Here is a 13,417-nt window from a genome sequence, read left to right as displayed (position 1 = left end):
GCCATGAACTTTCCCATCCTGCATATTCCTGTAGTGGGCGATGGCATGACCATTGCCCTCAATGCGGTACTGCACGTCTGCATCAGCCACGGGCTGGCCATCGGCCTCATGACCATGCTTGTGATCTTTCAAACCCTCACATGGAAGGGCAAGGGCGCATTCTGGGCCGACATTGCCCGCCGGTTGCTGGGGCCTCTGGTGGTTGTTACCACCTCTGTGGGCGCGGTCACGGGCGTGGGCATATGGATTCTGACAGGGAGCCTTGCGCCGGAAGGCATCGGCGCGCTCATCCACCTGTTTTTCTGGCCCTGGTTTATTGAATGGTTCGCCTTCACTGCCGAAGTGATTTTGCTGCTCTGCTACTACTACCTGTGGGATCGGCTGATAACGCGCAAGCCCGGCACACTGGCCGCCATTGGCTGGGGTTATGTGGTGGCGTCCTTTATCTCTGCGGTTCTTATCACCGGCATTCTGGGCTTTATGCTTACCCCGCAGGGCTGGCCGTGGGCCAGAAGCTTTACCGAGGCCTATTTCAACCCAACCTTTGTGCCGCAGTGCTTTTTGCGTGTCGGCGGCGGCATGGCGCTGGGCATACTGCTGCTCATGAGCTGGATTGCCTGGCGCTTCAAGGGCACGGCAGAAGAACGAGGCAGAGCCTTACGCGTCTGCGGAACGGCCCTGCTGCTCTCTCTGGCTGTGACGGCAGCGGCCACCTACGTATATTTTATGCGGGTGCCGCAAACCTACCTCACGCACTGGAAGTTCTCGGTCGCCACATCCTACCTTTCGCAAATGCCGGACTTTCTGCCAACGGCCAACGCGGTTGCCGCGCTTGTGCTCCTGCTGACGGCCCTGGCGGCGCTTGGGCGCTCACGGCTTGCATGCCGGTTGCTGTGCATTCCGGCCCTGATCATGAGCCTGTGCTTTGTCATGGAATTTGAGCGTGTGCGCGAATTTATTCGCGGCCCATACCTGATGCCGGGCTATATGCATGCCAGCCAGATAACCCTTGTGGAAAGCGAAGCTCTGGCTGCCCAGAATGCCCCCCTGTTGCCCCGGCTGCGCTGGGTCAACACGAGCGGCAATCTGCCCCCGGCAACCCAGGCCGCCAGAACGCTTTTTGCGGCCAACTGCGGCGTATGCCACGCGGAAAGCGGCATCAACGGCATTGATCAACGCCTTGCGGGGCGCTCGGCAGACGGCATCAACGCCATGCTGGGTATCACGCAGAGGCTGGCCCCCTACATGACGCCCTTTGTGGGTTCGGAGCAGGAACGCGCACTGCTCACGGAATATTTGTTCCAGCTTTCCTCCAACTATTCCCGCCGCGCCCAACAAGCCGCCAGGGAGAAGTAGCCATGCAGCAGTGGACAGACCTGTTTCTCAACAAACCCTTGCCCGAAGGCTGGATGCAGGGGCTGCTCTTCATCACTTTTGGCCTGCATCTGCTCTTTGTGCTGCTCATGCTTGGCACGGCCATTCTGAGCCTGCTGTTCTTTCTGCGTGATCTGTTGCGGCAGCCCACGCCCGATCAACACTGGAACGAACACGTGGCCCATTCGCACATGGGTCTCAAAAGTCTGGCCGTGGTTCTGGGCGTTGGCCCGCTGCTGCTCATGCAGATAAGCCATCCGCATGCCTTTTTTACGGTTACGGGGCTTTTTTCGTATACGTGGCTTGCGATTATTCCGCTGCTGATCGCTGCCTTTCTGCTATTTGACGGTTTTGCGCACAAGCTGGCCACCAGCGCGTGGCTGGCCCTCATCTGCGGGCTTGTGGGCGTTGCGGCCCTCATGACCGTGCCCGCCATCTTTACCGGGGCGCTGACCCTCATGGAACGCCCTGCGGATTGGGCCGACTTTGCCGCCCACGGCTTCCGCTTTGACGCGCAGTGGATGCCTCACTGGGTGCTGCGTTACCTGCATGTGCTGGGGGCGGCTGTGGCCTTTGGCGCGGCCTTTCACCTGTTTTTCTCTGCCAGAAATGAAAAGCAGAAGGCCCCTCTGCTGCGCAAGTGGCTGCTTGGCGCTTTGGCGGCTCAGGCCGTCATAGGGCTGGCCCTGCTGATAACCATACTGCCGCAACTGTCCGTCCCGGTGCTGTCGCTCATAAGCCTGGGGGCCTTGGCCCTTGGCGCGGTGGTCTGGATTCTGAGGCCGGAATCGTCAACCGCCGATTACCGTTTGCTGGCCCTGCTGCCCCTTATCTTCGTCTCCATGCTGTTGGCCCGCCAGCTTATGCAGAACGAGGCGCTGGCCCCCGGGCAGGCCGAGGCTACGGCTCAGCGCGAACAGCGCGTTCAGGAACTGGCTCCCTTCAGCCAGAAGGCTCTGGACGCCTTTGCCGTCAAGCTGCGTACCGTGTACGACAATGGCGACACCATCTATGACGGCGCTTGCGAGCCGTGCCACGGCCTCACCGGGCGCGGAGACGGGCCGGAAGCCCCACGCCTGCGCATCCCCGCTACAGACCTGACCACCATGCGTACCGACCGGGATTATGTGTATGAAATGGTGCGCGACGGCATCCCCGGCACAGGCATGCCCTATTTTCGCATGTTCGACCGCGAAAAGCTGGAGAGCCTGCTGGACGCCATGGGCAAGCGCTTTGGCATGTATGCGGCCACGCCGCCGCCCCCGCGTGATATCAGCCCTCTTTCGCTTGAAGTATGGATAGGCACCTGCGCCAAATGCCACGCGGCCAACGGCAGCGTCAGCCCCACAGGACGGGCCATGCAGCCCCCGCCGCCCGATTTTACGCGCAGCAGCCTGACCCACGAGCAGGCCCTGAAAATCATTACCGAGGGCTATCCCGGAACAGGCATGCCCGGCTACCGGAACCAGCCTCAGACTGTGCGCGAAGACCTCGCCATCATCTGCAACAGCTTCCGCGCCGCGCATAACAAGAACGAAAAATAGCCTTGGCGCGGGCTGGGCCCCGGCCTCGTTGCTGCCATACAGAATTGCCTGACCAGGTTCTGAGAATCCCATAACAAAGCCCCCGTTCCATGAAGGAGCGGGGGCTTTGATTTCAATCAGTTACTTGCACTGTTTGCGGGCGGCTTTTCTGGCCTTGCTGCGCAAACGCCGTTCTTCGTCATCAAGCAGGGCACGCTGCTTGTCAAAGGGTATTCAACCGCAGTTCAGGCGGTCTGTGGGCAGCCAGCCTTTTTTGAGGGCAAGCAGGTATATGGCGGCAATGCCGCCAAACACCAGCAGAAGAATCAATGTATCCATAAAACCTCCGCCGCTTTATCTGGTCCAGGGGTAGAGCGCCGATGACCCATCGGCGGCCGCCCTGGCGGCAGTGGCGCGGCTTGCGTACAGGTTAGTGATGCGCAGCCATGATTCCATGATCCGCTGGCGCGAAATGCGCCCGCTTTCCACAAGCCCTCGCAAGGTCTCAAAAGTCTTGCGGGGCAGGGTTTCGTCCCAATACAAGTTATTGCCGAACAGCAGAATGTCCACCCCGGCGTTGACAGCCAGCAGCATTGCCTGCTCCATGCCGTAATGGTCGGTGATGGCCTTCATCTGCATGTCGTCGCTGATGATCACGCCCTGCCAGCCCATGCGCCCGCGCAACAGATCGCCAACAACAGCGTGGGAAAGCGTGGCAGGATACTGGGGGTCAAGCCCCTTGTGGTACAGGTGCCCAAGCATCACCATGCCGGGCCAACCCTGTGCAAAGGCCTGCACGTAAGGCGCAAGGTCGGCCTTGGCATTCCAGCTGCGGGTGATGTCCGTCAGCCCCAGATGCGAATCCTTCTGCGCGCCGCCCTGACCGGGAAAATGCTTGAGCGCGGGGATGATGCCGCTTTGCGCCAGCCCCTGCCCAAAGGCCAGTGCGTGCGCGGCCACAAGCGTCGGATTGGGGCTGAAGCTGCGCTCCAGCGCGCCAATGGCCGGGTTGGCGGGGTTGCTGTTCACATCCGCCACCGGGGCCAGATCAACAGAAATTCCCAGCGAAGCAAGTTCCACGCCCAGTTGCCGGGCAATGGCGCGGGTTTTCTCCGGGCTGGCCGCGCCCATGCTCTGGGCAGAAGGCAGATCGGCAAAACCGCGTTGCGGCTTGAGCCGCCGCACTCGTCCACCCTCCTGGTCAACCGCTATGAGCAGGGGGCAGGGGGATGCCGCCCGCAGCGTGGCCGTGAGCCGCCGTACCTGCTGGGGCGAAATGATATTGCGTTCGCCGCCTGTGGTAACATCCCGGTCAAACAGGATAATATGCCCCACATGCCCGACGCGCACCTGCGCAAGAAAGGCATCGCCCTGGGGCAGATCCGCCCCGCGAAAGCCCAGCATGAGCATGGAGCCGATCATGACGTCCAGTGATGGCGCGGCACTGCCCGCGCTCGTTCTGGCAGGAACGCCATTCGCGGCAGGCTTGGCGGACGCGGCCTGCGCAGCCGAGGCCCCGGATCGCAGCAGGGGCGAAAAACAAAAAATCAGCGCCAGCGCAAGCAGACAAAGCGCGGTGCCGCACTTGCGCGCGGTAACCCCAAAAGCATTGCTGTCGAAACAGCCAGAAATATCTGGGGATTTCCCCCTGTTTACTGCATCAGACACGGCTTTTTGCCTCAACTTTCAGGGTCAAGCGTTGTGTAGGGGGCCTGCCCCTGGCAGCCAAGGCACTGCGGGCCATGATCCAGCGGATAGGCCTCGCCGCAGCGGGGGCAAATGCCGATGGTGCCCATATGACCATGCCCCAGAAAAATCTTGTCCACCTGCACACGCTGCACCTTGCAGATGCTGTGTCCGGCTTCTTCAATTTGCCGCTCTAGCTCCACAATATCCTGCGCATGCTTGGGCTTTTCCTTCATGAACCAGCCCTGGATTTCAGGATAGGCGTACAACTTGGCCGGGTCTATGCTCACGCGCACGCCCCGGCCTGTTTTTTTGTCGTACAGCGAAACCGCGTAAAGCCCCAGGTCGCGCACATGCAGCCGCTTGTTGCCCGTGCTGCAAAGGCTGAGCAGCTGCACCGCGTCCGGCAGGCATTTGCTGGTTTCCGCCAGTGCTTCAAAAAGGGTTCCTTCGGGCAGCATACCCTTGGCAAGCTCGACCATATAGCCGCCGATAAGCAGGCCGGGAGCCGCGCAACCGTGAAACTCTTCTGCAATCCCGTGGAATTGCGAAAACGTATACGCGCCGATATTCATGAATATTCCGTCGTGCTGTCCGCCGTGTGCGGAAGGTAAGGTGGGATGCGCAGGCAGGGGGACCGCGCCGAGGGGCAAAATGCCTTCCGTCACTTGGCATCATTTGCCGCCCAGCGTCAAGTGCGCGCGGCAGCTGTGCTTGACCCGGCAGAGCGCGGACTGCTATCGGTTGAGCACGGTCAGATTCATGCATCAGCATTCCGCGCTAACCTTTCGGGCGGCATAACCGCATGAGGCACCTCACATGCAGGCTCTTATAATCATAGATATTCAGAACGATTACTTCCCCGGCGGCAAGATGGAGCTTTGCGGCAGCGAGGCAGCGGCCAGTAATGCCGCACTGCTGCTCAAGGCCTTTCGCAAGGCAGGAAAACCCGTTTTTCATGTGCAACATATTTCTCTTGCGCCTGCGGCCACGTTTTTTCTGCCCGGCACCACAGGGGCGCTCATTCATGGCAGCGTTGCCCCGCTTGCGGGCGAAGCAGTGGTGGAAAAGCACTTTCCCAATTCCTTCCGCGACACTACCCTGCTCGGCCTGCTCCAGGCGCAGAACATCACGGACATCGCCATAGCGGGTATGATGACCCACATGTGCGTGGACACCACCACCCGCGCCGCCTTTGACCTTGGCTTCACCTGTCATCTTGCCCACGATGCCTGCGCCACCCGCGATCTTGAGCACGATGGCAAAACCGTATGCGCCGCCCAAGTGCAAACAGCCTACATGGCTGCCCTTGGACAGGTCTTCGCCCAGGTGCGCAGCACGCAGGAACTTTGCGCGGCCATCAGCTAGAGCAGTTAGGTCATTGCATCCATAAACTACTCTAAGCCGGGCAGTACTCCATTTACACTGCCAATCAACGCCGTTGCGCGCTGTACACTCCATCGGGGGACAAATCATGGCGTCATTCCTGTTGCGATTCCGTTTTTCCGCACTGGCTCTGTTTTTGTGGACCAGCCTGTTTACAGTTTTTTCGCTGGTTTCCCTGCCCTGCCAAGCGCAGGAAAAGGCAGGCCTGGAGCTGCTCTTGCTGCACACCAACGACCTGCACTCCTACCTTGCGGGCAGGGATGCCCACGGCAACGCCTGCCTGAAATCCGAGGGCTGCACGGGCGGCTTTGCCCGCCTTGCCACAGCCATGAAGCGCGCCCGAGCGGAACACGACAACGTGCTGGCCGTGGACGCGGGCGACCAGTTTCAGGGCACCCTGTTTTTTACCGCCAACAAGTGGCCCATGCTGGCCGACATCAACAGCCTGATGCCCTATGACGCCATGACGCTGGGCAACCACGAATTTGACGATGGCTGCGAGGCCACAGCCGGATTTGTGCGGGCGCAGCCTTATCCCGTGCTGGCCGCCAATCTGGATGCCCGCCCCGGCTGCCCCCTGCGCGGAACGCCGTTCCGCCCCTGGATCATCAAGGAGGTACGCGGGGTCAAGGTGGGCATTGTGGGGCTTGCCAACCCCAGCGTGCGCACGCTTTCTGCGGCCTGCCCCGAAACGTGGTTCTACAAGAGCGAAACCGCGCTGAAAAATGCCGTGGCGGAGCTGGAAAAGCAGGGAGTGCGGCACATCATAGCCGTGACGCATCTTGGCCTGCAAAAAGATCTGGAACTGGCCCGCAAGGTGGACGGCGTGGACGTCATTGTGGGCGGTCACACCCACGACTACCTTGGCCCCAAATCATCCAAAGGCCCGTACCCTATTGTGGAGCACTCGCCCTCGGGCAAACCTGTTCTGGTGGTCACTGCCGGGGCGCTTGCCAAGTATCTGGGCCAGCTTGACGTGACCTTTGATGCACAGGGCGTCCCGGTGCGCTGGCAGGGCGAGGCCCTGCCGCTGGATGCCTCCATTCCGCCCGACCCGGCTGTGGAAGCCAAAATCGCCCAGTATGCCCAAAAGCTGGAAGCCTTCACCTCTGTCACCGTGGGGCAAAACAACCTGAATGCGCCTGACGGCCTGCACCAGTGCCGCATAGGTGAATGCCTTTCCGGCCTGATCGCCACAGACTCCATGCTGGATTATGGCCGCGCCTATGGAGCGCAGGCCGCCATTATCAACGGCGGAGGCCTACGCGCCCCCCTGCGGCAAGGCGCGCTGAACCTTGGCGACATGCTGGCCGTGCTGCCCTTTGGCAACAAGGTCATCATCCGCGATTTCACAGGAGAACAACTGCTGGCCGCCCTGGAACACGGCGTGGCCGACAACAAGGGCGTTGGCTCCCCCGTCTTGCACACGGCGGGCCTGCGCTACGTGTATAATCCCGCCCTGCCCTCCGGCAAACGCATTGTACGCGCAGAACTGCTGGACACAGGCGGAACCGCGCGCCCCCTTGACCCTGCCGCCCGCTACCGGGTGGTTCTTGTAGATTATCTGGAACGCCGGGGCGATGGCTACGCCATGCTTGCCAAGGGATCGCCCGTGGAAGCCCCTGACCCGGTGGATGTGGACGTGCTGGCGGCATACATCAAAAAATTCAGCCCGCTGACGGCCTTGCCGCCTGACCGCCTGATCCGCCAGACCAACTGATTGCTGCATGCAGGCTGAACCGCCGCGCGGCTCCCGGCCCGCTGCAACCTGACCATGCCCGAGAGAGTCTGAACATGCCGGAACATGCCCGCCCTTGGGACTTGCCAATGGCGGGCATGTTGGGCAGTGTGGCGAAAAAGTTGAGGCCTTATGAATTCCCGCGACCTTATCATGGTCCTTTCTTCGCTGCTTTCCATGGCGGCGGGCGTTTTTCTGCCCCAGGCGGCAGAACCGCTTGCCGCAATGCCGCGCCTTATTCTCATTTTCATGCTTTATATGAGTTTTCTGGCTGTGGGCATGGAAGCCCTGATGCGCGAAATACGCCACATGAAGGGCACGCTCTGCTTTCTGGTAGCCTTGCGGCTTGCGGTGCTGCCGCTGCTGTGCCTTGCGGTCTTCCGCCTGCTCATGCCCCAGTTTGCGTTGGGGGCCTTTCTGCTGGGGGCTGCGCCCGTGGGGGTCATGGCCGCTGTTTTTTCGCTTATGGTGGGGGCCAATACGGCGCTCATTCTTGTGGCCAACATCGCCACGTCCCTGCTGCTGCCCGCAAGTCTGCCCGCTGTGCTTTCTGCTACCGATGCCGGGCTGCGCCTGCTGGGGCTTGAGCCGCTCAACATGCCCGCGCATCTGGAACTGGGGCACATGAGCCTGTCGCTCTGCGTGACCATTCTTGTGCCCTTTGCCGCCGCGCACCTTACGCGCATCCACCTTGACGGGCTGCGCAACCTGCTTTTGCGCTGGCAGTTCCCGCTCATAACCGTGTCCATCGTGGTTTCCAACATCGCCATTTTCAGCCACTACGGCGACCTGCTGCGCCAATCACCCGATTTGCTGCTCAAATCGTTGGGCGCGGCCTCCCTGCTCTGCCTCGTCATGACACTTGCCGCCATCCCCCTGGCCCGCCGCATGAGCAGGCAGGTGGGCATGGCCTTTCAGATTTCATTTGGCGTTATCAACAATGTGCTGGTCATGATCGTGTGCATGGAATTTTTCAGCGCAACAGAGGCGATCATGGCCGCCGCCTATCTGGCCCCCCTGTATGTGCTGCTGTTTTACTACCGCCTGTGCAGCCGGGATAAAAAGCAGGGCTGACATGGCAGTGAATGCGGTGCCCTGGCGGCGAAAACGGGTTTACTTGCGGCCCCGGCAGATGTAGAAATCACTCAGGGGATGGAGTTCCCCTTGAACCGCATTTGCTGATAACTCCTACCAGGGCCAGGGCGTTGGTAGACTATTGTGCGACCGCGCCCAAGCGCGGTTGCTTTTTTTATTCAACGCCGGGGCATTACCGCTGCCATCGGCAAGCATGAAAACGCGGGCAGCGTGGGCCGTTACCAGCCGCACCTGTAGCGCATAACGGATTGACGCATGGTCAAAAACGTTCTTGTCATCACATTGGGGGCCGGGGCCGGGGCCTGCCTTCGCTGGGTGCTTTCAATGCTGCTCAATTCCATCTTTCCGGCTATCCCGCTTGGCACGGTGGCGGCAAATTTTATCGGCGGGTTTGGCATCGGGCTTTCGCTGGGCGTGTTCAACTCGCTGCCCGGTCTGGCCCCCGAATGGCGGCTGCTTATCATCACCGGTTTTCTTGGCGGCCTCACCACCTTTTCCACCTTCACGGCGGAGATCGGCACCCTGCTGCAGGAACAACGCATCGGCATGGCCGCCGGGGCCATAACCCTGCATGTCTGCGGCTCGCTGATCTGTTTTTTCATGGGCCTTGGCGCGGTTTCGCTTCTCAAATCCCTTTTTCGTTAGGAGCAGGCCATGGACGGTTACAGACTGACATTTTATACGCAGCAGGGGCGCTCGCACGGGCACATGAGCATTGCGGAATGGCTGCTCAAGGAAGCAAAAGCCCTTGGCGTTGAGGGTGCAACCTTTGCCGCTGCGCAGGGCGGTTACGGGCGCGACGGCAAATACCACAGCGCACGGTTTTTTGATGTGGGCGAGCAGCCCATGGAAGTGACCATGGCCGTGAGCCCGGAGCACAGCGAACAGCTTTTTGCCCGCATTGAGCAGGAAAATTTGCAGATCTTCTACATGAAAATCCCTGTGGAATTCGGTATCACCTGCTCGGGAAAAAATCAGCCCGCCTGACCGCTGGCGGAACACGTCCCCCCAATAAAAAATCCCCCGGTGGAAACGGCCTCTCAGACCGCATCCGCCGGGGGTTCACAGTTTAGGCAGGCAAAAAACTAGGCCTGATCTAAACTCCACTGGTCTTCCACCGACAGGTCGGCAAGACGGCGGCGCAACATGTCCAGCGCATGACTTGAGGCCAGGCGGCGCGTCCATTCGCGCCCAAGATAACGCCCCTGCGGGCGCATGATGCGCAGCCAGACGTTTTCCGCATCACTCAGGGCAATGTACACAAGGCCCACAGGCTTTTGCGGCGTGCCTCCGCCAGGGCCGGCCACGCCAGTGATGCCAATGCCGTAATCAGCGCCGCTGTACTCGCGCACGCCCTGGGCCATGGCCCGCGCCACCTCCGGGCTGACGGCCCCCTGCGCACACAGCACATCGTGCGACACGCCGAGCAGCCGTTCCTTGGCCTCGTTGGCGTAGGTTACCATGCCGTAACCAAAAACATCCGATGCGCCGGGCTGGTCAGTGATGCGCTTTGCAAGCAGGCCGCCAGTGCAGGATTCCGCAGTGGCAAGGGTTTTGCGTTGACGCACCAGTTCCTGCACCACCACCGTCTCCAGCCCCGCAACATTCACGCCGTACACAAAGTGCCCCAACAGTTTGCGCACCTCCGCCACCATTGGGGCAGCCAGGGCCTCGGCAGCGGCGGCATCCTGCGCCTTGGCCGTTACCCGCACAAACATTTCCGCATCGCCCGCATAGGTTGCCGCCGTGGGGTTGGCCCCGCCGGTCAGCCCCGCAATGCGCAAGGCCGCCACGCCCTCGCCTATGCCAAAGGTCTTTACCATAAACGATGAGATGGCCGCCCCGCTCATGCGCCGCAAAAAGGGCACGGCGCTGTCGTGCAGCATGGGCAGCAGTTCGGATGGAGGTCCAGGCAACATGAGCACCCAGCGCCCCTCGCCAGCAGGCGTGGCGCAGCCGGGGGCGGTGCCCGCCAGATTTGGAAAAGCCACGGACCCGCGCGGCAGCATGGCCTGTTTGGCCTGATTGCCCGACATGGGGCGCGTGCCGAAATATTCCCGCAGCCGCGCCATACTGTCCGCATGTTCCGCAAGCGGCGCTTCGGCCACCAGGGCTACGGTTTCCTTGGTAAGATCGTCTTCCGTGGGGCCAAGGCCACCGGTGGTGATAACCACCTCCGCGCGTTCCAGAGCCTCGCGCAGGGCTTTTTCAAGCCTTTGCGGGTTGTCGCCCACGGTATGCACCTGCAAAAGATCCATACCCAGTGCAGAAAGCTCCCGCGCCACATGGGTTGCATCCGTATTGACCGTATGCCCCAGCAGAAGTTCTGTGCCGACCGATATTATTTCCGCCTTCATGCGGCCTCCGTTGTGCTTGAGGCGCGTCCCGCCCGCAAAGACGTGGAACGTGCCATTGAGCATCCTAGTCTCACAGCCTGCACGGCGCAAGACCGACCCACCGTGCGCACGAGATTTCCCGGCAACGATCGCTTGACAAGCCCGAATATCTGGGCCAATCATTTCTTACCAATTTACTAAGAAATGATTTGTCGACTAGATACATATAAACTGCAAAAGAATCAGGGGACTGAAATGAGCGAAAAAAAGAAACCACGTTTTGAAACCCTGCAAGTTCATGCAGGGCAGGAACAGCCGGATCCGGCTACCGGGGCGCGCGCCGTACCGATCTATCAGACAACATCCTTTGTTTTTGACGACTGTGCACACGCTGAGGCGCGCTTTAACCTCAGCAATGCCGGCAACATTTACAGCCGCCTGACCAATCCCACGCAGGACGCCTTTGAGCAGCGCGTTGCAGCACTTGAAGGAGGCGTTGCGGCCCTGGCCACGGCCAGCGGCGCAGCAGCCGTTACCTATGCCCTGCAAAACCTGGCCGAAGCGGGCGACCACATTGTGGCCGAAAAAACCCTCTACGGCGGCACCTACAACCTGCTGGCGCACACGCTCAAGGCCTGGGGCATCGACACAACCTTTGTGGACCCTGATGAACCCGGCGCTTTTGAGCGCGCCATCACACCACGCACCAAGGCCATCTTTATTGAGACCCTCGGCAACCCGCACAGCAATATTGTGGATATTGAAGCGCTGGCGGATCTGGCCCATAAAAACGGCATCCCCCTGGTGGTGGACAATACCTTTGCCACGCCCTGGCTGCTGCGCCCCATCGAACACGGGGCGGACGTTGTTGTGCATTCGGCAACCAAGTTTATTGGCGGCCACGGCACAACCCTTGGCGGCGTGATTGTGGACGGCGGCAAGTTTGACTGGGAGGCCTCGGGCAAGTTCCCCCGGCTGTGCGAGCCGGAACCGAGCTACCACGGCCTGAGCTTTACCAAGGCAGTGGGCGCGGCGGCCTATGCAGTGCGCGCCCGGGCCATCCTGCTGCGCGATCTTGGCGCGACGCTTTCGCCCTTCAACGCCTTTATGCTGCTTCAGGGGCTGGAAACCCTTTCGTTACGGGTTGAGCGCCACGTCAGCAACGCGCTGGCAGTGGTGGAGTATCTGACCAAGCATCCCAAGGTTGAGCGGGTCAACCACCCGTGCCTCGCCAACAGCCCCAGCCATGCACTGTATCAGCGCTACTTCCCCAGGGGGGGCGGCTCCATCTTTACCTTTGAGGTCAAGGGCGGCGCGGCAGAGGCCAGGGCATTCATCGACAGGTTGCAGGTCTTCTCCCTGCTGGCCAACGTGGCGGATGCAAAATCGCTGGTCATTCACCCCGCCTCCACCACACATTCGCAGCTCACCGCCACAGAACTTGCCGAAACGGGCATCCGACCCAACACGGTCAGGCTCTCCATTGGCATTGAACACGTGGATGACATTATTGAAGACATTGCACAGGCCTTGGGCTAAGCCCGCCCGCTGCACGGCGCGCACAGCGCGCCCGGAACCGCAGCACTGTTTCAAAGGCCCTGCCGCTACACGCGGCGGGGCCTTTTTAACATGCAGCCTCGAGTAAAAGGCATTGTCTTTTCAGGGGCCATTGCATACAACTGGCTGATACATTGTAATGCTCTGCGAATGGGACAGCCTGCCCCCTCTGGGCAAGCCGCCCGCCGTTAACTGTGCGCTCTCAAGCAGGAGAATTTTCATGTTCAGAAAATTTGCGGTTCTTCTTTTTGTCATGCTCCTGGCCACGCCCGTGCTGGCAGATGAGGTGAGTACAAAGTATATTTCCGTTGACCTTCCCGACAACTGGAAAGCCGTTATGGCTCCCACAGAAAATCAGGGAACAACCACCGTTATCTTTTCAAATGCTTCGGGCAATTCCACGGTGGGTTTTGTGACCGGGCCCAACGGCGGCGCGGACACCAAAACTGTTGCCGAAATGTTCGCCAACCAGTTCAAGGCGCCCAAGCCCCCGGTGGAAAAAAACGGACAATACACCTTTGCCTTCACCCAGCAACAGACCCCCTGCCAGTCCTGGGTGGCGGCGTCTGGCGATATTTTTATGGTCACAACAATCACCGGCGACCGCAAGCTTGGCCTGGCTTTTATCAAAAAGTATGTAAAAAGTGCGGAATACGCCAGCCTGTTGCCTAAATAGGCAAATTCTCCCGGTCAATTTTAAGCGTTGATAAAACATCAGGGGC

Annotated in this window: 12 protein-coding genes and 1 riboswitch; of the genes, 9 read left to right on the top strand and 3 right to left on the bottom strand. The window is 60.4% G+C overall.

Annotated elements, in window-relative coordinates; genetic code table 11:
* Positions 1-3: 3 nt before the first annotated feature.
* Positions 4-1,356 carry a cytochrome ubiquinol oxidase subunit I gene (locus ACUZ9P_RS09340; RefSeq protein WP_449249500.1) on the top strand — a complete coding sequence of 451 codons (1,353 nt, stop codon included), beginning with the start codon at positions 4-6 and terminating at the stop codon, positions 1,354-1,356.
* A 2-nt stretch (positions 1,357-1,358) separates the two neighbouring features.
* Entirely contained in the window at positions 1,359-2,918 is a 1,560-nt protein-coding gene (locus ACUZ9P_RS09335; protein WP_449249499.1) for a c-type cytochrome, read from the top strand.
* Between the two features lie 333 nt (positions 2,919-3,251).
* Here the strand turns inward: ACUZ9P_RS09335 and ACUZ9P_RS09330 are convergent, their stop codons facing one another.
* Both ACUZ9P_RS09330 and ACUZ9P_RS09325 read right to left on the bottom strand, forming a co-directional pair.
* Positions 3,252-4,565 carry a glycoside hydrolase family 3 N-terminal domain-containing protein gene (locus ACUZ9P_RS09330; RefSeq protein WP_449249498.1) on the bottom strand — a complete coding sequence of 438 codons (1,314 nt, stop codon included), beginning with the start codon at positions 4,563-4,565 and terminating at the stop codon, positions 3,252-3,254.
* A gap of 11 nt (positions 4,566-4,576) precedes the next feature.
* Positions 4,577-5,158 (bottom strand): FmdE family protein, encoded by a 582-nt coding sequence (locus tag ACUZ9P_RS09325; RefSeq protein ID WP_449249497.1) that lies wholly within the window; start codon positions 5,156-5,158, stop codon positions 4,577-4,579.
* A 244-nt stretch (positions 5,159-5,402) separates the two neighbouring features.
* Between ACUZ9P_RS09325 and ACUZ9P_RS09320 the strand changes: the two genes are divergently transcribed.
* From ACUZ9P_RS09320 to ACUZ9P_RS09300, 5 genes are all read left to right on the top strand, one after another.
* Positions 5,403-5,951, top strand: coding sequence for a cysteine hydrolase family protein (locus tag ACUZ9P_RS09320; protein WP_298992950.1), 549 nt, complete (start codon positions 5,403-5,405; stop codon positions 5,949-5,951).
* 106 nt (positions 5,952-6,057) lie between these two features.
* Positions 6,058-7,689, top strand: coding sequence for a bifunctional metallophosphatase/5'-nucleotidase (locus ACUZ9P_RS09315; protein WP_449249496.1), 1,632 nt, complete (start codon positions 6,058-6,060; stop codon positions 7,687-7,689).
* A gap of 150 nt (positions 7,690-7,839) precedes the next feature.
* Entirely contained in the window at positions 7,840-8,781 is a 942-nt protein-coding gene (locus ACUZ9P_RS09310; RefSeq protein WP_449249495.1) for a symporter, read from the top strand.
* Between the two features lie 65 nt (positions 8,782-8,846).
* Positions 8,847-8,905: riboswitch (Fluoride riboswitch) on the top strand.
* A gap of 152 nt (positions 8,906-9,057) precedes the next feature.
* A complete protein-coding gene (gene crcB / locus ACUZ9P_RS09305; protein ID WP_449249494.1) occupies positions 9,058-9,447 on the top strand; it encodes a fluoride efflux transporter CrcB in 390 nt (129 codons plus the stop codon).
* Positions 9,448-9,456: 9 nt separating this feature from the next.
* Positions 9,457-9,789: a DUF190 domain-containing protein gene (locus ACUZ9P_RS09300; RefSeq protein WP_324836161.1), complete on the top strand. Its 333-nt coding sequence runs from the start codon at positions 9,457-9,459 to the stop codon at positions 9,787-9,789.
* Between the two features lie 98 nt (positions 9,790-9,887).
* Here ACUZ9P_RS09300 and ACUZ9P_RS09295 read toward each other — a convergent pair whose 3' ends face one another.
* On the bottom strand, positions 9,888-11,159 hold the full coding sequence (locus ACUZ9P_RS09295; protein ID WP_449249493.1) for a competence/damage-inducible protein A: 1,272 nt from the start codon (positions 11,157-11,159) through the stop codon (positions 9,888-9,890).
* 234 nt (positions 11,160-11,393) lie between these two features.
* On the opposite strand from ACUZ9P_RS09295, the gene ACUZ9P_RS09290 reads away from it, so the two are divergent.
* Both ACUZ9P_RS09290 and ACUZ9P_RS09285 read left to right on the top strand, forming a co-directional pair.
* A complete protein-coding gene (locus ACUZ9P_RS09290) occupies positions 11,394-12,677 on the top strand; it encodes an O-acetylhomoserine aminocarboxypropyltransferase/cysteine synthase family protein (RefSeq protein ID WP_449249492.1) in 1,284 nt (427 codons plus the stop codon).
* A gap of 238 nt (positions 12,678-12,915) precedes the next feature.
* Complete coding sequence (locus ACUZ9P_RS09285) at positions 12,916-13,371, top strand: hypothetical protein (protein WP_449249491.1); 456 nt, start codon at positions 12,916-12,918, stop codon at positions 13,369-13,371.
* The last annotated feature ends 46 nt before the right edge of the window (positions 13,372-13,417 follow it).

The organism is Desulfovibrio intestinivivus (assembly GCF_053570665.1).
This window is presented reverse-complemented; position numbering and strand designations above follow the sequence as displayed.

Coding starts and splice junctions, on each gene's coding strand:
- ACUZ9P_RS09315 (WP_449249496.1), top strand. CDS start 6,058: ATGGCGTCATTCCTGTTGCGATTCCGTTTTTCCGCACTGGCTCTGTTT.
- ACUZ9P_RS09340 (WP_449249500.1), top strand. CDS start 4: ATGAACTTTCCCATCCTGCATATTCCTGTAGTGGGCGATGGCATGACC.
- ACUZ9P_RS09335 (WP_449249499.1), top strand. CDS start 1,359: ATGCAGCAGTGGACAGACCTGTTTCTCAACAAACCCTTGCCCGAAGGC.
- ACUZ9P_RS09325 (WP_449249497.1), bottom strand. CDS start 5,158: ATGAATATCGGCGCGTATACGTTTTCGCAATTCCACGGGATTGCAGAA.
- ACUZ9P_RS09295 (WP_449249493.1), bottom strand. CDS start 11,159: ATGAAGGCGGAAATAATATCGGTCGGCACAGAACTTCTGCTGGGGCAT.
- ACUZ9P_RS09285 (WP_449249491.1), top strand. CDS start 12,916: ATGTTCAGAAAATTTGCGGTTCTTCTTTTTGTCATGCTCCTGGCCACG.
- ACUZ9P_RS09290 (WP_449249492.1), top strand. CDS start 11,394: ATGAGCGAAAAAAAGAAACCACGTTTTGAAACCCTGCAAGTTCATGCA.
- crcB (WP_449249494.1), top strand. CDS start 9,058: ATGGTCAAAAACGTTCTTGTCATCACATTGGGGGCCGGGGCCGGGGCC.
- ACUZ9P_RS09310 (WP_449249495.1), top strand. CDS start 7,840: ATGAATTCCCGCGACCTTATCATGGTCCTTTCTTCGCTGCTTTCCATG.
- ACUZ9P_RS09320 (WP_298992950.1), top strand. CDS start 5,403: ATGCAGGCTCTTATAATCATAGATATTCAGAACGATTACTTCCCCGGC.
- ACUZ9P_RS09300 (WP_324836161.1), top strand. CDS start 9,457: ATGGACGGTTACAGACTGACATTTTATACGCAGCAGGGGCGCTCGCAC.